The sequence below is a fragment of the Streptomyces sp. NPDC023723 genome (genome assembly GCF_040639815.1).
Lineage (GTDB): Bacteria > Actinomycetota > Actinomycetes > Streptomycetales > Streptomycetaceae > Streptomyces.
Genome location: NZ_JBFAAP010000025.1, coordinates 23,385 through 40,292 on the forward strand (window position 1 = coordinate 23,385; position 16,908 = coordinate 40,292).

Genomic DNA, 16,908 nt, shown 5'->3' on the forward strand with positions numbered 1-16,908 from the left:
CTCTCGGCAGTCTTCGTGAGGTCGGTCGGTGGGGGCTCAGGCGGAGTGGAACGGCAGGCCGGCGTCGGCGACCAGGTCCAGGTCGTCGGTGTCCTCGGCGGGCAGCAGGGTCGGGGTGCCGTCGGTGACGGGGACGACGCCCAGCTCCAGCAGTTCGGTCAGGGCGGCGCTGCCGGCCAGGTCGCGGACCTGGAGCTGGTAGCGGGCGGTGGTGCGGTAGGTGCCGCCGTGGTCGTCGCCGGTGCGCTGGAGGAAGCCGGAGTCGGTGAGGAAGGCGACGGCCTTGGCGACGATGCCGGTGGTCGAGCCGGGCAGCCGGCGGGCGTCCTTGGTGGCGCCGGTGGCGCTGCGCCGGACCCAGATCCGCCAGGCGGACTCCAGGCCGGGGGCGTCGCTGACCGGGTCGGTGTTCTCGCCCTGCTCCGCGGCGCGTTCCTCCAGGCGGCGGCAGGCCTGGCGGACGAAGCCGTCCACGCCGTTGACCGTGACGCGGCCGATGTAGCCGTCGTCGGCGAGGTCCTCGGGGCGCGGGAAGGCCAGCGCGGCGACGGCGAGGTGGGCCAGGCCGTGCAGGAAGCGGTCGGCGGAGTCGGTGGCGGCGCGGCGCGCGTAGTCGCCCATGCGGACGGCGAACACCGAGTCCTCGGCGGCGGTCACGGCCATGCCCGCGCGGGGGGACACCTCCAGGACGATCAGGCCGAGGCCGGTCGCCACGGCGTCGGCGAGCCGGGCGAACGGCGGGTCCTCGCGGTAGCGGCGCAGCAGGTCGGCGTACTCCTGGTCGCGGGCGGGCAGCAGCTTGGGCTGGAGACCGAAGGCGACCAGCCGGGCCGCGTCGGCGGCGTCGGCGGGGGTGACGGCGGGCGCCTTCTCGGCGGCGGCCGGCTCGGCTTCGCTCCAGTCGACGGGCTCGGTCACGGTCGGTACTCCTCACTGCGCCTGCGGTTGTCCGTGGTCATGCGGCTTGCGGCCGCGTCGCCGCCCGGCCGGGCACGGCCGGCATCCCCGTGCCGCCCGTCTCCCCGGCGCCCGTCCGCATCGCCGCCCGGCCGGGCACGGCCGGCATCCCCGTGCCGCCCGTCTCCCCGGCGCGCGTCCGCGTCGGCGCCGTCCGGTCCGGTGCCGTGCCCGTCACCACCGGCGTCCCGCGCCGCCCGGCCGCCGGCCCGGCCCCCCGCGCCCACGCCGCGGTGCGCGGTCCCGGCCGGGCCGGAGGTCCAGCGGGCTGATGCCCTCGGCCGCGGACCCGGCGCGCTCCGGACGAATCGCGGACCGGACGCCGCGTGGGACACGCCGCCACCGACCAGCGCGCCGCCATGCCCCCCGCAGTCGGCATCCGACCCCGTCCAGCCACCGGCACACCCACCCGGCCGAAGACCGCGCCGGGCACGCCGGGCACGGCGGGCACCCGCGCACCCCCCGTTCACGCCGCCTCCGTCCGGGCCGCCGCCATGCCGGCCGCGTCCAGCAGGGCGGTGCCGACGATGAGATCGGCGCCGCCGAACTCGGGGTCGTCCAGCTCCGTGCCGTCGTCCACGGCGAACAGCAGCTTCCGCTCGCCCTGCCGGTAGGCGGTGCCGACCGGCGGACTGGCGGCGTGCACCGCGAGCAGGGCGACCAGGTAGGGCAGTTCGGGTTCGCGGCGGCGGGCCTCGGCGAGCAGCCCGGAGAGCCGGCGCGGCGCGTCGTGCGGCAGGTCGAGCAGTTCCCTGGCCGCGGCCAGCTGCGCCTCGCTGAAGCGGCTGTCGTCCGGGGTCGCGATCAGGTCGGGCTCGGGCATCTCGACGCCCAGGTGCTCCCGCTCGACGGGCGGGGTCAGCAGCAGGTCGACGAGGTCGCCGACCCGGACCGAGACGGGCGTGCGCAGCCCGGTGCCGTGGGCGAAGAAGGCGTCGGTGACGCGCAGCGCCCGGGCCACGGGCAGCGGCAGGAGGGGGGCGAGCAGGTGGCCGTAGAGGTCGGTGCCGGAGGAGGTGAGTGGGGTGGCGAAGGCCTGCCGGTCCTGTTCGGCGCGGAACAGCGGGCCCGCTTCGAGGAGCCGGGACTGGAGCTGGGTGTGGCGGCGGATGCAGTCCTTGACGATGTCGACCAGCTCGGCGGCGCGCCGCTTGTGCTCGGGCTCCTCGGACTCGTCGCGGGCCTTGCGGATGTTGGTGAGGATCGCGTTCTCGTGGCGGTACCGGTCCGCCACGTGGTCCAGGGCCTCGGCGATCATGTCGGGGACGGCTTCCAGCCAGTCCACCGCCCGCACATTGCGCCGGGTGGCGTCCAGGGCGCGGCGCAGCGTCTCCGAGTACTGCACGGTGCGGTAGCGGGCCTGTTCGGCGGCGAGCTGGGCGTCGGCCAGCCGGCCGCGGCTGATCAGCACCTCCAGTTTCACCTCGGCGGCGATCTGGGCGCTGGTCACGTCGGTGTCCAGGGCGCCGACCAGGACGTTGACCGCCTCGTCGGTGGTGCGCAGGTACACCGTGCCGCCGGGGCCCGGGACCTCCTCGATCAGCTTGAAGTCGTAGTCGCGGCGCACATAGCTGCCGTCCGGCTCGAACGTGCCGTAGACGGCGCGGAAACCGCGGTCGACGCTGCCGACGTTGATCAGGTTCTCCAGGACCCAGCGGGCCACCCGCTCGTGCTCGGCGGCGGGCCGGCCGGGGGCCTGGGCGGCGACCCGCGGGAGCAGCCGGGCCACTATCTGGTCGTGGTCGGCGCCCGTGTCGAAGTCCATGTTCAGGGTGACCAGGTCGATGGCGGCGAGGGCCACCTCCGCCATGCCGTAGACCGAGTACTCGCCGGCCAGGTTGGCCTTGCGGGCGTCCAGGTCGTGCAGCGGGGCGGTGCAGGCCAGGGCGCGCAGCCGCCGCGCCAGCCCCTCGTCGGCGGCCGGGCCCGTCGCGGGGCGCGGCCCCGCGCTGAGCTGGGGCGGAGCGCTGTCCGTCGATGCAGGCGAAGTCACGGTGCACAGACTAGGTCCTAGGTCTGACATCGGCCCAAACGACCGCAGACGTCCCCTGCCGCGGACCGGCCGGGGCGGGCCCCGGCGGTGCCTTCGGCGCGGTCAGCCGTCCTCGCCGACCCGCCGCCGGTACACCTCGAGCACCCGCTCCAGCGAGGTCGAGAGGTATGCGGCCAGGAGCCGCTCGGCGCCCGCCCGGTCGCCGGCTTCGAGGGCTTGGAGGACCTCGCGGTTGCGGGCGATGTACGGCTCGTGCAGACGGCGTGGATCGTCCACGACGTGGAAGGCGAGCCGCAGTTCGGCGAAGACGCTGCGCATCACCTCGTCGGTGCGTTCGCTGCCCGCGAGGGAGACCAGCGCCTGGTGGAAGTGGATGTTGGCGGTGCCCACCCGTTTCCAGTCGCTTTCCTCGGCCGCCCGCCGCCCGTCCTCGACGGCCGCGGCGAGGTCCGCCAGCTCGTAGGGCGGCGCGCCGAGACCGCGGACCACCGCGCACTCGACCAGGGACCGGGTGCGGTAGATGTCCTCGACGTCGTCGACGGTCAGCACCCGCACGAAGACGCCCCGGTTCAGCTCGTGCACCAGCAGCCGCTCATGGGTGAGCAGCCGGAACGCCTCCCGCAGGGTGTTGCGGGAGATCCCGAGCGCGCCGCCGATGCTGTCCTCGGACAGTCGGGTGCCGGGTGGGAAGAAGCCGTCGGCGATCCGGCTCCGGAGGATGTCCGAGACCCGCTCGGCGGTACTGGTGCGCCCCAGGAGGGCGCGGTCGTCGGCGAGTTGCGCCAGCTGCTCTGCCATGCCCGGAATTCAACCTCAGACACAAGAACGAAACAACAGGGGTATTGAGGGATCGTTGAACGATCCCCTACGGTACGAGTCCGGTACCCGCCATCGGTCCCGGACTCGGCTCATCAGCACGCACCCTCCGTCCTCCTTCTGCGAGGTGCCCCATGAGCACAACCCCTCCACCGCAGGCCCCGCTCACCGTCGTCCCGCGCCCCGCCGGCGGCCCGGACGGCTCCGACGACGGCGCCCTGGCCTGGCTGCGCGCCCTCGGCCCGCGCGGCCGCCGCGCCTTCGCCGGCGCGTTCGGCGGCTACGCCCTCGACTCCTACGACTACTTCACGCTGCCGCTGAGCATGGTCGCGCTGGCCGCGTACTTCGGCCTGGACAGCGGCCAGACCGGACTGTTCACCACCGTCACGCTGGTCGTCTCGGCGGTCGGCGGCGCGCTCGCCGGCGTGCTGGCGGACCGGATCGGCCGGGTCAAGGCGCTGCTGCTCACGGTGATCACGTACGCCGTGTTCACGGTGGCCTGCGGCTTCGCGCCCAACTACGAGACGCTGCTGGTCTTCCGGGCTCTCCAGGGGCTCGGTTTCGGCGGCGAGTGGGCGGTCGGCGCGATCCTGGTCGCCGAGTACGCGAGCGCGAAGCACCGGGGCCGCACGCTGGGCGCGGTCCAGAGTTCCTGGGCGGCGGGCTGGGCGCTGGCCGCGATCGTGTACACGGTGGTGTTCTCGGTGGCCGACGACGCGCTGGCCTGGCGGATCATGTTCTGGACCGGCGCGCTGCCCGCGCTGCTCGTCCTGTGGGTGCGGCGCAGTGTGCACGACGCCCCCGAGGCCACCGCCGCGCGCGAACAGAGCGCCCGGAAGGGCTCGTTCCGGGCGATCTTCGCGCCGGGCACGGCCGACTCCCCCGGGCTGCTGCGGACCACGGTCTTCGCCGGGCTGCTGTCCACCGGCGTCCAGGGCGGCTACTACACGCTGGCCACCTGGGTGCCGACGTACCTGAAGGACGAGCGCGGTCTGTCGGTGGTCGGCACCGGCGGCTATCTGACGTTCCTGATCACCGGCGCCTTCATCGGCTACCTGACCGGCGGTTACCTCACCGACCGGCTGGGGCGCCGGCGCAACATCTGGCTGTTCGCCCTGCTGTCGGCCGTCTGCATCCTGGCGTACGCCAACATCCCGGCCGGCGCCGACACCCTCCTGCTGGTGCTGGGCTTCCCGCTCGGGTTCTGCATGTCGGCGATCTTCAGCGGCTTCGGCTCCTACCTGGCCGAGCTGTACCCGACGGCGGTGCGCGGCACCGGCCAGGGATTCACGTACAACACCGGACGGGCCGTGGGCGCCGTCTTCCCCACCACGGTCGGCTTCCTGGCCGACAGCTGGGGCGTGGGCGGCGCGCTGGTCTTCGGCGCGATCGGCTACGGCATCGCGGCGGCGGCGCTGCTCGGACTGCCCGAGACGCGCGGGACGGAGCTGGCATGAACGACACGCACCAGGTGACGGAGGACCGGGCGGTCACGCTCGTCGACGACCGCGCGGGCGAGTGGCGGCCGGAAGCGGCCCGGGCCCGGTTCCGGGCCGGGCTGGCCGGCCCCACCGCCGGGGTCGCGGCCGGTCGCACCCAGGCCAACCTGATCTCCGTACCGGCCGACTGGGCCTACGACATGCTGCTGTTCTGCACCCGCAACCCGAAGCCGTGCCCGGTGCTGGACGTGACGGACGCCGGAGCGTGGACGACCGGGCTGGCCGAGGGCGCCGATCTCCGTACCGACCTGCCGCGCTACCGGGTGTGGCGGGACGGGGAGCTGGTGGCGGAGCCGGCGGAGGTGCGGGCGCACTGGCGGGACGACCTGGTGTCGTTCCTCATCGGGTGCAGCTTCACCTTCGAGTCGGCGCTGTCCCGGGCCGGCGTCCCGATCCGCCACGTCGAGCAGGGCCGCAACGTGCCGATGTACGTCACCGGGCGGCAGTGCCGTCCGGCCGGGCGGCTGCACGGGCCGATGGTGGTGTCCATGCGCCCGGTGCCGCCGCGGTACCTGTCGGCGGCGATCCGGGAGACCGGGCTGCTCCCGGCGGTGCACGGCGCCCCGGTGCACTGCGGCGACCCGTCGGCGCTCGGCATCGAGGATCTGGACCGGCCCGACTTCGGTGACGCGGTGGACCGGGAGCCGGACGACATCCCGGTGTTCTGGGCGTGCGGGGTGACCCCGCAGGCGGCGGTGACGGCCTCGCGGCCGCCGTTCGCGATCACGCACGCGCCGGGGCAGATGCTCGTCACGGACGCCCGTGACGAGCAGTACCGCGTGGTGTGACCGCCGGGCGGCCGCCGCGTCGGCCTCAGGCGGCCTCCCTGCGGTCGGAGACCGACAGTGCCGCCAGGGCCGCCGACACCGCGGCCGACGCGCGCAGGTCGAGCCGGGCGCTCGTGCCGCGCGCGCGGTGGCGCAGTTCGTCGGCGGCCAGGGTCAGCAGTTGCGGCAGCAGGTCGGTGGAGCGCCGGGCCACCCAGCCGGTGCCGGCGGTGGCCAGCCACCACAGGCTCGCCGACCGGGTGGGGGCCGGGGAATCGGGCTCGGGCGAGGGTGCGGGCCCGCGCGCGAGTCCGTGCCCGGCGAGCAGCGCGTGGGCGCGTACGGCCAGTTGCCGGTGCCCCCGCTCGCCGGGGTGCAGCCGGTCCGCGCTCCACATCGCGCGGTCGGTGGTCCAGTCGCCCTCGCCGGCGTGCAGGTGCAGGGCGCCGTACCGCTCGGACAGCGCGTGCACCACGGCGTTGACGGCCCGTTGCCGCCGGGCCAGCGGTCGGGCCAGCGCGCCCGGCAGCCCGAGCATGGTGCCGGGGTCGGGCAGACAGGCGGTGAGGAGGGCGGCGCCCTGGGCGCTGAACGCGCCGTACACCTCGTCCAGCCGGGCGGCCACCGCGCGGATGTCGAAGGTGCAGCGCAGGGTGTCGTTGACGCCGACCACGACGGAGACCAGGTCCGGCCGCAGCGCCAGCCCGGCGGGCAGCTGTGCCTCCAGCACGTCCCGGGACTGCGCCCCGCTGACCGCGAGGTTGCGGAACTCCACCGGCCGCTCGGACTCCCCGGCGAGGGAGCCGGCCAGCAGCGCCGCCCAGCCGCGCCGGCCGCCGTCGACGGGGTCGCCCACCCCCTCGGTCAGCGAGTCGCCGAGCGCCACGTACCGCGGCGCCCTCACACCGCGCCCCGTTGAACGGGCGCCGCCACCGGCACCTCATGCGCGGCGAGGAACGCGGCCACCGCCGTGTCCCAGCCGAAACACTCCGCACGCGCGCGTGCCGCCACCCGCCGCCCCGGCTCCGGACGCGCCGTCAGCAGCTCCACGGCATCGGCGAACGCCGCCCCGTGATCGGCGGCGACCGCCCCGGCGGCGCCGATCACCTCGGGCAGCGCGGACGAGGCGCTGGCCACCACCGGGGTGCCGCACGCCATCGCCTCCAGCGCGGCCAGCCCGAACGTCTCCGCCGGTCCGGGCGCCAGGCACACGTCGGCGGACGCCTGGAGCGCGCCGAGCAGCCCGCGGTCGCCCACGTGGCCGAGGAAGTCGACGGGCAGCCGCCGCTCGCGGGCCCGCTGTTCGAGCCGGCCGCGCAGCGGGCCGTCCCCGGCCACCACGAGCACCGCCCGCCGGCCGCGCCGGCCCAGCGCCTCCAGGGCGTCCAGGGCGGTTCCGGGCCGCTTCTCCACGGACAGCCGGGAGCACATCACGAGCAGCGTCTCGGCCCCGCCCGCGTACCGCGCCCGCACCCGCGCGTCCCGCAGCCCCGGGTGCCGGGCGACGAGATCGACGCCCAGCGGGGCGCGTACGACGTTGCGGGCGCCGATCCGCAGGAACTCCCGTTCGGCGAACTCGGTGGTGCACACCACGCGCGCGTACGTGTGTGCCGTACGGGTGTTGAGCGCGTCGGCGGTGCGGCGGGCCGCGGCCTCGGACAGGCCCCAGGTGCGCAGCACGCCGTCGGCGGTCTCGTGGGAGACCATCACGGCCGGAATCCGGGCCCGCCGGGCCCACTTGCCGGTCCAGCGCAGGGTGGTGCGGTCGGACACCTCCAGGCGGTCGGGGGCGAGGTCGGCGAGGAGCGCGGCGACGCGTCGCCGGTCGGTGAGGACGCGGTAGCCGCCGGTGCCGGGCAGCAGTGGTCCGGGCACGGTGATCACCCGGCCCTGCTCGGTCCGCCGGTCGCTCGCGCGCTCGCCGGGGACGACCAGGACGGGCTCGTGCCCGGCGGCGAGGTACCCCTTGCCCAGTTCCCGCAGGGCGGTGCGCAGGCCCCCGGAGGCGGGGGCGACGAAGTTGGCGAGCCGGACGATCCGGTGGGCGCTCATGCGGTGGGCACCGCCTTCCGTCCGGCGCGGCGGCCGGCCGGCCGGCCGCCGTCGGCCGCCCGTCCGGCGGCGCGCGCCGCGGCGCGGTCCTGATCCATGACGAAGCCGAAGCCGCTCACGCCGCCAGCACCGCCTTCCGTCCGGCGAGGACATCCGCGTAGTGCCCGATCAGCCGGTCACCGACAGCCGCCCAGGTACGCCCCTCGACGGCGGCCCGTCCGGCGGTCCCGAAGGCCGAGCGCAGCGCGGGGCCGGCCGCCAGGGCGGCCACCGCGTCGCGTACGGCGTCGGCGTCCCGGGGCGGCACCAGCAGTCCGGTGCGGCCGTGCTCCACCAGGTCCAGCGGGCCGCCCGCGGCGGGTGCGACGACCGGGACCCCGCTGGCCATGGCCTCCTGCACGGTCTGGCAGAAGGTCTCGAAGGGGCCGGTGTGGGCGAAGACGTCCAGGGAGGCGAAGAGCCGGGCCAGGTCGTCGCCGGTGCGGCGGCCGAGGAAGACGGCGCCGGGCAGGGCCTGTTCCAGTCCGGCCCGGCTGGGTCCGTCGCCGACGATGACGACGCGGACGCCGTCCAGGGCGCAGGCCCCGGCCAGCAGCTCGACCTGCTTCTCGGGGGCGAGCCGGCCGACGTAGCCGACGATCAGCTCGCCGTTCGGGGCGAGTGCGCGGCGCAGCGCCGCGTCGCGCAGCTCGGGGCGGAAGCGGGCGGTGTCCACGCCGCGCGGCCACAGCCGCACCCGGGGCACGCCGTGCGTCTCCAGGTCGTTGAGGGCGGCGCTGGAGGGGGCGAGGGTGAGGTCGGCGGCGGAGTGCACGGAGCGGATGCGCCGCCAGGCCGCCGCCTCGCCGGCGCCCATGTACGTACGGGCGTAGCCGGCGAGGTCGGTCTGGTAGACGGCCACGGCGGGGACGCCGAGCCGGGCGGCGGCGGCCATGCCGCGGACGCCGAGGACGAAGGGGCTGGCCAGGTGGACGACGTCCGCGCGGTGGGCGGCGATGGCGGCGGCGACGCGGCGGCTGGGGAGGGCGACGCGGACCTGGGGGTAGCCGGGCAGCGGGAGGGAGGGGACGTGGACGACGGGGCACGGGGCGCAGGGGTCGGGCCGGGTGCCGGGAGCGGGCGCGGGGGCGACGACGAGGGGAGCGTGACCGCTGTCGACGAGGTGCCGGGCGGTCTGGAGCGCGCAGTGGGCCACGCCGTTCACATCGGGGGGAAAGGACTCGGTCACGATGACGACACGCATACCCGTGTTGTCGCCGGGCTGGACGTGGTCGCGTCAACGTCGATCTTTCCGTCCGAGGAACGGCCCATGAGCGTTGGACTGCCCACCCGGGCAGGTCAGGCCACGTCCACGCGCGCCTGACCCGCGGGTCATCCCTCGTTCATCCGGCGCGCGCGAGTCCGCCCCGGCCGGCCCACGCGCCCCCCTGGGCGCCCGCGCGCTCCCCGCTCACCCGACGGGCGGGGCATCCCTCACACCGCGGACGCGTCCGGTCCGATCCGGCTGCGTACGGCGGTCTGCACCTCGGCCTCCTCGGCCGGGTCGGCGGCGAGCCGGCGCAGCCGTTCGACCACCCGGTTGTCGCCGGTCTCCGCGTGCCGGGCGGCGAGTTCCCGGGTGGTCTCCTCGCAGTCCCACAGGCACTCCACGGCGAACCCGGCCGGGAAGGACGGGTCGGTGGCGGCCAGTGCCCGGGCGGCCCGGCCGCGCAGGTGGGAGGAGGCGGTCTCGCGGTAGATGTGCCGCAGCACCGGGGCGGCGCAGGCGATGCCGAGCCGGCCGGCGCCGTCGACGAGGGTCCACAGGGTCGGCGCGTCGGGGCCCTCGCCCCGTACCGCCTCGCGCAGCGCGGCCAGCACCAGGTCCCGGTCGGCCGCGCCGCCCCGGCAGGCCAGTACCCGGCCGGCGGCGGCGCCGAGCTCGTCGGGACGGTGGACCCAGCCGCGGGCCCGGTCCACCACGTCGTTGCCCCGCATGCGTTCGAACGCGTCGACGGCGGCCTCGGCGACCCCCGTCGTACCGGTGGCCACGGCGTTCTCGATCAGGTCGAGGGCGCCGGGGTCGTCGGTGTCGGCGAGATAGCGCAGCGCGGTGCAGCGGGCGCCCTCGGTGCCGGACCGGGCGGCCGCGACGATCTCGGGCCGGTCCTCGGGGCCGGCCACGGCGGTGAGGCACCGGGCGGCCGGCACATGGCGGGCGGCGCCGCGCTCCAGCCCCTGCTGGGCCCAGTCGAAGACGGCGGCCACGCTCCAGCCGGGGCGGGGTCCGGCGGGCCGCAGCTGCCGCTGCCAGCGGTCGAAGCAGCCGGCCTCCTGGGCGGCCCGCACCCGCGCGGCGATCGGTTCGCGGGCGTCCTCGGCCCACAGCCGCCAGGGCCTGGGTTCGAAGGCGTCCCGCACGGCGGCGGCCAGCTCGGCCTCGCCCTCGGGGCCGGCGGGAAAGCGCGCCAGCACGGGTTCGGCCAGGGCGCGCAGCCCCGCGTCGTCGTCCCGCAGCGCCAGTTCGTCCAGCGCCCAGGCCCAGTTGGCGCCCCGGGCGGCGTACCTGCGCAGCAGGTCGAGGGCGTCGGGCCGGCCGTAGGAGGCGAGGTGCCCGAGGAACGCCAGGGCGAGGCCGGTGCGCGACTCCTCGGTGTCCAGGACGTCCTCGGCGTCGAAGAGATGGGCCTCGACCGCGGCCAGCTCGCCGTCGAGGTCGAGGAAGAGGCGGGCGTAGTAGAGGGAGCGGTTCTCCACCTGCCAGTCGTGGCGCGGGTCCCGCAGCACGCAGTGGTGCAGGGCCGCGAGTGCCTCCGCGCGCGGCGCGGTGAGCGCGTGCAGCGTGCCGTCGCCGCGACCCCGCTGGAGCAGGCCGAGCAGCGTACCGCTGGGCGCTATGACCGGATCGAACATGGGAAACAGCCTCACATCAAGACATCAAGCGTCGACGCAACCGGGTGAGCACGCGTTTACCTCGCCGCGCGACAACACGTCGGAGCGCCCGCCGTCTCTTGCTTGCCGAAGACCATTTTCCTCTGCCTCTCGTCGGTGGCCCTTGCGGACCGGGTCACGGTCCGCGCGGTGCGGCAACACCTGCCCAGCCGTCACGTCCGTGAACCACGTCGTCATGATGACCCGGCGCTTCGTCCCGCCGCGACCGAAATATCGGCGGTGGCTGTGCGTCACCGCGCGCCGAAGAGTTCCAGCAGTTCCCCGCGGTCGAACATGCGGGCCGTGTCGACGGCCGAGGGGGTGCCCGCGGCGGGGTCGGCGCCGGCCTCCAGGAGGGCCTTGATGACGTCGGTCTCGCCCTTGAAGACGGCTCCGGCCAGCGGGGTCTGGCCCCGGTCGTTGATCCGGTCGGCCTCGGCGCCGCGGGCCAGCAGGGCGCGGACCGCGCCGGCGTGGCCGTGGTAGGCGGCGAGCATCACCAGGGAGTCGCCGCGGTCGTTGGTGAGGTTGACCGGGACGCCCGCGTCGACGTAGGCCACGAGGGGCTCGGTCTGCCCCTGCCGGGCCAGGTCGAAGATCTTGGTCGCCAGCTCGACGACCTCCGGGTCGGGGGTTTCGCTCATGGCGGGACCACCTCTCTCAGACGTTCGTGGGTCCGTACGCGCGCGGCCGCGAGCGGGGCGGCCCGTACGAGTGAATCGCCAGGGTACTGGCTCGTAGGGCACATGGCCCGGGGCACCCGAGGTAAAGATCAGCACGGCCCGGCCGACCCGGGAGACGGTCCGCCACCCGAGGTAAAACGCCGGATTTTCACCCAGTTGCACCTTTAATCGTATAGATACATGCTGTGATCCTGGAAGTACTCATGGTGACTGTCCCCGCGAACCAGGAGAACTCACATGATCCTCTCGATCTCAGGCGTGGTCCTGCTCGGCGTCGTCGTCTTCATCTACTTCCGCAAGGACGGCCTGAAGGGGTCGCACGCCGTGGTGGCCATGCTGTTCGGCTTCTACCTGTCGAGCACCGCCATCGCCCCGAGCATCAAGGCGGGCGGCGAGAGCCTCGCCGGTCTCCTCGGCGGCTTCAAGTTCTGACCGTCCCCGTCCCCGTCCCTGTCCGCACTTCCAGGAGGCAGCAGTGGCCCGGCGCCCCCTCCCCCGCATTCTGAGCAACGGCGGCGCGCAGCTCGCCCGGAGCCGGGAGCTGGCCCGGACGGCGGCCGGCAGCGCCACCGACGTGCTCCAGCCGCTGATCATGATCGCCCGCGGCATCGGCCGGCTGACCTCGGCCGCGCGGCACCGATGGACCGAGACCCCCAAGGACCGGCGCGGCGCGCTGCTCTTCCTGGTGGCCTCGGTCGTCCTGGTCGTGGCCCTGATGCCGTACGGCCCGCTGCTCGCCGCCGTCGCGCTGATGGCGGCGGCGGCCTGGCAGGGCCGCGACCGCGTCCCGCCCGGGCCCGACGGGCCCGACGACACCCAGAGCCGGCGGCTGACCTCGCTCTACGAGGCCCTGGTCCCCTACTTCTCGCTCGCCGAGGATCCCGACCCGCTGTACACCCACGGCGGCTCGTGGGAGAAGGCGTTCCCGGTCTACGAGTTCGACGCCGACGGCCGCCTCGGGCACCTGGTGGTGCACTACCCGGCGCACTTCACCGACGGCGAGGCCGCCGCCCGGACCCGGATCGAGCACCTGCTCACCGCGAAGGCGGGCCGCGGCCGCGAGTACCGCTTCGGCTGGGACGAGGAGGCCAACCACCTCACCCTCACCGTCCTGCCGCCGCTGCCCACCGACATCGCCGCCCAGCGCTTCGTCACCGCGCCCGGCGAGACGGTGCTCGGCTTCACCGATCCCACCCGGGTGCAGCGCACCCTCCCGCTCACCCACGGCGCGGAGCGGCGCGACGTGCCCCCGGTCGTCTGGCGCACCGGCGTGCGCTCCACCGAGCCGCACCTGCTGGTCCTCGGCCGGCCGGGCACCGGCACCTCCACACTGCTGCGTTCGGTCGCCCTCCAGGCCCTGCACCACGGCGCCGACCTGGTGATCGTCGACGGCGGCGGCACCGGCGAATACGCCTGTCTGACCGGGCGGGACGGCGTGCTGGCCGTCGAGTGCGGCCTCACCGGGGTGCTGACCAGCCTGGAGTGGGCCGCGCAGGAGACGGAACGCCGGCTGATCGCCGTCAACCGGGCCCGGCAGGAGGGGCAGCCGCCGCCCGCGGACACCCGGCGGCCGCTGTGGCTGCTGCTGGACCGGCCGAGCGCCTTCACCCACCTGGCCGGCGCGGACGGCCGGGGAGACCCGCAGACCCTGCTCCAGGTGCCGCTGCGGCACGGCCGGGCCGCGCACGTGACGGTGGTGGTGGCCGACCAGCTGGACGCCCTCGACGCGCTCGGCGACGCGGTACGGCAGCACACCCGCGCCCGGGTGGTGCTCGGCGCGGCCGGCCCGGACGAACTGGCGGCCGGGCTCGGCGCTCCCCCGGGGACCACGCCGGTCGACCAGGTCCCGCCCGGCCGCGGTTACGCCCGGCTGGGCACCGGCCCGGTACTGCGCCTCCAGGTGCCGGCCACCCCGGACCCGTACGACGACGCCGCCGACGACGCCCACCGGCAGGCCGTGCTGGAACTGCTCCCGGCGCGCACCACCCCGGCCGACGGGGAGCACGTGCCCGACGTCCCGGGCGGCGAGCCGGAGACCGCCCCGGAACCGGTCCCGACGCTCCCGGGCCCCGACGAGGAGCGGGAGGAGAAGGAGACGGCGACGGAGAAGGGGTCGGAGAAGGGGTCCGAGACGCTGGTGGAACAGCAGCCCGAGAAGAAGTCGGTGCCCACGCTCAGCCAGCCGTAGCCGCCGGCCGCGGGCACGTCCGGGGGCGTCACGCCACGAAGGTGCGCGGCGCCTCCGCCCCGCCCACGCCCCCGCTCTCCACCAGCCGGGCCGCCGCGGCCAGCCGCAGGGCCGCCTCCTCGGCCACCGCGCCGCCGACCGTGAACGGCAGCCGCACATAGCCCTCGAAGGCCCCGTCGACCCCGAACCGCGGCCCGGACGGCACCCGGACCCCGACCCGCTCGCCCGCCTCGGCGAGCCGCGACCCGGACAGACCGCCGGTGCGCACCCACAGGGTGAGCCCGCCCCTCGGCACCTCGAACTCCCACTCGGGCAGCTCCCGCCGCACCGCCGTGACCAGCGCGTCCCGGTTCTCCCGGGCCTGCGCGCGGCGCAGGGCGACGGCCCGTTCCCAGCCGCCGGTCCCGAACAGCCAGTTCACCGCCAGCTGTTCGAGGACGGGGGTGCCCATGTCGGCGTAGGCGCGGGCGGCGACCAGGCTGCGGATCACGTCGGGGGCCGCCCGCACCCAGCCGATCCGCATTCCGGCCCAGAACGCCTTGCTGGCCGAGCCGACGGTGACGACGGTCGAGCCGCCCGGGTCGAAGGCGCACATCGCGGGCGGCATCGCCAGGTCCTCGTCGAGCAGCAGCTCGCTCATGGTCTCGTCCGCCACCAGCACCGTCCCCGCCGACCGGGCCGCCTCGACCAGGCGCCGCCGCTGGTCCTCGCCGGCGAGGGCGCCGGTCGGGTTGTGGAAGTCGGCGACGACGTAGGCGAGCCGGGGCGCGGCCTCGCGCAGCACCTGGCGCCACCGCTCCGGCTCCCAGCCGCCGAGGCCGCCGGCCATGGCGACCGGCACCAGGCGGGCCCCCGCCTCGCGCATCAGCTGGAGGATGTTGGCGTACGAGGGCGACTCGACGGCGATCCGTTCGCCGCGCCCTCCGAAGAGGTGGCAGATGGCGTCGATCGCGCCCATCGCGCCGGTGGTGACCATGATCTGCTCGGGCATGGTCGGGATGCCCCGCGCGGTGTAGCGGTCGGCGATGGTGGCGCGCAGCGCGGGCAGCCCGGCCGGGTAGTCGCCGTGCGTGTGCGCGTAGGGCGGCAGTTCCTCCAGGGCGCCCTGGACGGCGCGGGTGAGCCAGGGCTCGGGCGCCGGGAGCGCCGCGCAGCCCAGGTCGATCACCGAGCCGAGCGCCTCGGGCGGCAGCGGCTCCAGGCCCCGCGCGGGCACCGGGTTGCCGGGCGGCACCGCGGTCCAGCTGCCCGCGCCGCGCCGGGACTCCAGGAAGCCCTCGGCGCGCAGCGCCTCGTAGGCGGCGGCGACCGTGGTGCGGCTGACGGAGAGGGCGAGGGCGAGTTCCCGCTCGGCGGGCAGCCGAGCGGCGACCGGGACCCGTCCTTCGAGCACCAGCAGCCGGACGCCGTCGGCCAGCGCCCGGTAGGCGGGCGGGCGGCGGGTGCCGGGCCCGGCCGGCCGCTCCGCCTGCGACCCGAGCAGCCGGGCGAGCTGCGCGGCTCCCACGGCCGAAGTCCACTGCGCCATGTGAATCAGTCCACCTTCCGCAAATTGGCCATAGGAGGCTGTCGCTTCCAGGCCACAGGGTGGCACAAGTCAAGCCACGTCCACCACAGGGGGCACCCCATGCGTCTCACCCGACGGCTCAGCCAGCTCTACGGCGGTCTGCTGCTCTACGGGGCCAGCTCGGCGCTGCTGGTCCGCTCGGGCCTCGGCCTGGAACCGTGGAACGTGCTGCACCAGGGCCTGGCCGGGCGGACCGGCCTGTCGATGGGCATGATCCTCACCCTGGTCGGCGCGGCCGTCCTCCTGCTCTGGATACCGCTGCGCCAGCGGCCGGGCCTCGGCACGGTCTCCAACGTCCTGGTGATCGGCGCGGCGATGGACGGGACGCTGGCGCTGCTGCCGGACGCCCGGGGCTGGGCGGCCCGCGCCGCCTTCCTGGTCGCGGGCATCGTCCTGAACGGCGCGGCGACCGGCCTGTACATCGCGGCCCGGTTCGGCCCGGGACCGCGCGACGGCCTGATGACGGGGCTGAACCTGCGCACCGGGCTGTCGGTGCGCCTGGTGCGTACGGCGGTGGAGATCACGGTCGTGGTGACCGGCTTCGCCCTCGGCGGCACCGTCGGGATCGGCACCCTGCTGTACGCGGTGACGATCGGCCCGCTGGCCCAGCTGTTCCTGCGGATGTTCGCCGTCCCGCCGGCATCCGGCGGCAGCACGGTGGTTGCCACCGGTCAACCCCGGGCGGCGATACTGCGTCGGTGACCACCCCGATACGCCACCCCTACCTCGACCATCCCGGCCCGCTCGCCTTCGCCCACCGGGGCGGCGCGGCCGACGGCCTGGAGAACACGCTGCGCCAGTTCCGGCGGGCGGTCGAGGCGGGCTACCGGTACCTCGAGACCGACGTGCACGCCACCCGCGACGGCAAGCTGGTCGCCTTCCACGACGCGACGCTGGACCGGATGACGGACGGCAGGGGCCGGATCGCCGACCTGCCGTGGGCGGAGGTGAGCGGCGCGCGCGTGGCGGGCGCCGAACCGCTCCCCCTCTTCGAGGAACTCCTGGAGACCTTTCCCGAGGTCCGCTGGAACGTGGACGTCAAGGCCGAGGCGGCGCTGCTGCCCTTTCTGAACCTGGTCGGGCGGGCGAACGCCTGGGACCGGATCTGCCTCGGCTCGTTCTCCGAGGCCCGGGTGGCCCGCGCCCAGCGCCTCGCGGGTCCCCGGCTGGCCACCTCGTACGGCACCCGGGGCGTGCTCGGGCTGCGGCTGCGCTCCTGGGGGCTGCCCGCCGCGGCGCGCCGCTCGGCGGTGGCCGCCCAGGTCCCCGAGGCCCAGTCGGGCATCCCGGTGACCGACCACCGCTTCGTCCGCGCCGCGCACGCGCGCGGACTCCAGGTGCACGTGTGGACGGTCAACGACGCCGAGCGCATGCACCGGCTCCTGGACCTCGGTGTGGATGGCATCATGACCGATCACATCGACACACTGCGCAAGGTCATGGAGGACCGCGGCGTCTGGGTCTGAGACCCGCGCC

The 16,908-nt window shown here is 75.6% G+C and carries 16 protein-coding genes; 6 read left to right on the forward strand and 10 right to left on the reverse strand.

The window, feature by feature from the left end; all coding sequences use genetic code 11:
* Positions 1–36: 36 nt before the first annotated feature.
* The 3 genes from AB0G32_RS24110 to AB0G32_RS24120 form a co-directional block, all read right to left on the reverse strand.
* Positions 37–918 carry a hypothetical protein gene (locus AB0G32_RS24110; protein ID WP_361166826.1) on the reverse strand — a complete coding sequence of 294 codons (882 nt, stop codon included), beginning with the start codon at positions 916–918 and terminating at the stop codon, positions 37–39.
* A 505-nt stretch (positions 919–1,423) separates the two neighbouring features.
* Positions 1,424–2,950, reverse strand: a complete 1,527-nt coding sequence (locus AB0G32_RS24115) for a hypothetical protein (RefSeq protein WP_361166829.1) — start codon at positions 2,948–2,950, stop codon at positions 1,424–1,426.
* A 102-nt stretch (positions 2,951–3,052) separates the two neighbouring features.
* A complete protein-coding gene (locus tag AB0G32_RS24120) occupies positions 3,053–3,748 on the reverse strand; it encodes a GntR family transcriptional regulator (protein ID WP_361166832.1) in 696 nt (231 codons plus the stop codon).
* 152 nt (positions 3,749–3,900) lie between these two features.
* Between AB0G32_RS24120 and AB0G32_RS24125 the strand changes: the two genes are divergently transcribed.
* Together AB0G32_RS24125 and AB0G32_RS24130 are read left to right on the forward strand one after the other, a co-directional pair.
* Entirely contained in the window at positions 3,901–5,223 is a 1,323-nt protein-coding gene (locus AB0G32_RS24125) for an MFS transporter (protein WP_361166835.1), read from the forward strand.
* Complete coding sequence (locus AB0G32_RS24130; protein WP_361166838.1) at positions 5,220–6,053, forward strand: putative hydro-lyase; 834 nt, start codon at positions 5,220–5,222, stop codon at positions 6,051–6,053. Before AB0G32_RS24125 ends, AB0G32_RS24130 begins: the two co-directional genes overlap by 4 nt.
* Positions 6,054–6,078: 25 nt before the next feature.
* Here AB0G32_RS24130 and AB0G32_RS24135 read toward each other — a convergent pair whose 3' ends face one another.
* The 6 genes from AB0G32_RS24135 to AB0G32_RS24160 form a co-directional block, all read right to left on the reverse strand.
* A complete protein-coding gene (locus AB0G32_RS24135; protein WP_361166841.1) occupies positions 6,079–6,936 on the reverse strand; it encodes an SGNH/GDSL hydrolase family protein in 858 nt (285 codons plus the stop codon).
* Entirely contained in the window at positions 6,933–8,084 is a 1,152-nt protein-coding gene (locus tag AB0G32_RS24140) for a glycosyltransferase (RefSeq protein WP_361166844.1), read from the reverse strand. The genes AB0G32_RS24135 and AB0G32_RS24140 overlap by 4 nt, the downstream gene beginning before the upstream one ends.
* On the reverse strand, positions 8,081–8,203 hold the full coding sequence (locus tag AB0G32_RS24145; protein WP_361166847.1) for a hypothetical protein: 123 nt from the start codon (positions 8,201–8,203) through the stop codon (positions 8,081–8,083). Before AB0G32_RS24145 ends, AB0G32_RS24140 begins: the two co-directional genes overlap by 4 nt.
* Complete coding sequence (locus AB0G32_RS24150) at positions 8,200–9,327, reverse strand: glycosyltransferase family 1 protein (RefSeq protein WP_361166850.1); 1,128 nt, start codon at positions 9,325–9,327, stop codon at positions 8,200–8,202. Before AB0G32_RS24150 ends, AB0G32_RS24145 begins: the two co-directional genes overlap by 4 nt.
* Positions 9,328–9,557: 230 nt before the next feature.
* Positions 9,558–10,976, reverse strand: a complete 1,419-nt coding sequence (locus AB0G32_RS24155) for a HEAT repeat domain-containing protein (protein ID WP_361166852.1) — start codon at positions 10,974–10,976, stop codon at positions 9,558–9,560.
* Positions 10,977–11,245: 269 nt separating this feature from the next.
* Positions 11,246–11,638 carry an ankyrin repeat domain-containing protein gene (locus AB0G32_RS24160; protein ID WP_361166855.1) on the reverse strand — a complete coding sequence of 131 codons (393 nt, stop codon included), beginning with the start codon at positions 11,636–11,638 and terminating at the stop codon, positions 11,246–11,248.
* A 276-nt stretch (positions 11,639–11,914) separates the two neighbouring features.
* On the opposite strand from AB0G32_RS24160, the gene AB0G32_RS24165 reads away from it, so the two are divergent.
* Positions 11,915–12,109, forward strand: coding sequence for a hypothetical protein (locus AB0G32_RS24165; RefSeq protein WP_361166858.1), 195 nt, complete (start codon positions 11,915–11,917; stop codon positions 12,107–12,109).
* A gap of 43 nt (positions 12,110–12,152) precedes the next feature.
* The gene (locus tag AB0G32_RS24170) at positions 12,153–13,865 is read left to right on the forward strand and encodes a hypothetical protein (protein WP_361166861.1); all 1,713 of its coding nucleotides are present in this window, start codon (positions 12,153–12,155) and stop codon (positions 13,863–13,865) included.
* Positions 13,866–13,893: 28 nt separating this feature from the next.
* Here AB0G32_RS24170 and AB0G32_RS24175 read toward each other — a convergent pair whose 3' ends face one another.
* Positions 13,894–15,393, reverse strand: a complete 1,500-nt coding sequence (locus AB0G32_RS24175) for a PLP-dependent aminotransferase family protein (protein ID WP_361166864.1) — start codon at positions 15,391–15,393, stop codon at positions 13,894–13,896.
* A 99-nt stretch (positions 15,394–15,492) separates the two neighbouring features.
* On the opposite strand from AB0G32_RS24175, the gene AB0G32_RS24180 reads away from it, so the two are divergent.
* Positions 15,493–16,134 carry a hypothetical protein gene (locus AB0G32_RS24180; protein WP_361166867.1) on the forward strand — a complete coding sequence of 214 codons (642 nt, stop codon included), beginning with the start codon at positions 15,493–15,495 and terminating at the stop codon, positions 16,132–16,134.
* Entirely contained in the window at positions 16,131–16,898 is a 768-nt protein-coding gene (locus tag AB0G32_RS24185; RefSeq protein WP_361166870.1) for a glycerophosphodiester phosphodiesterase, read from the forward strand. The genes AB0G32_RS24180 and AB0G32_RS24185 overlap by 4 nt, the downstream gene beginning before the upstream one ends.
* Positions 16,899–16,908: the final 10 nt, after the last annotated feature.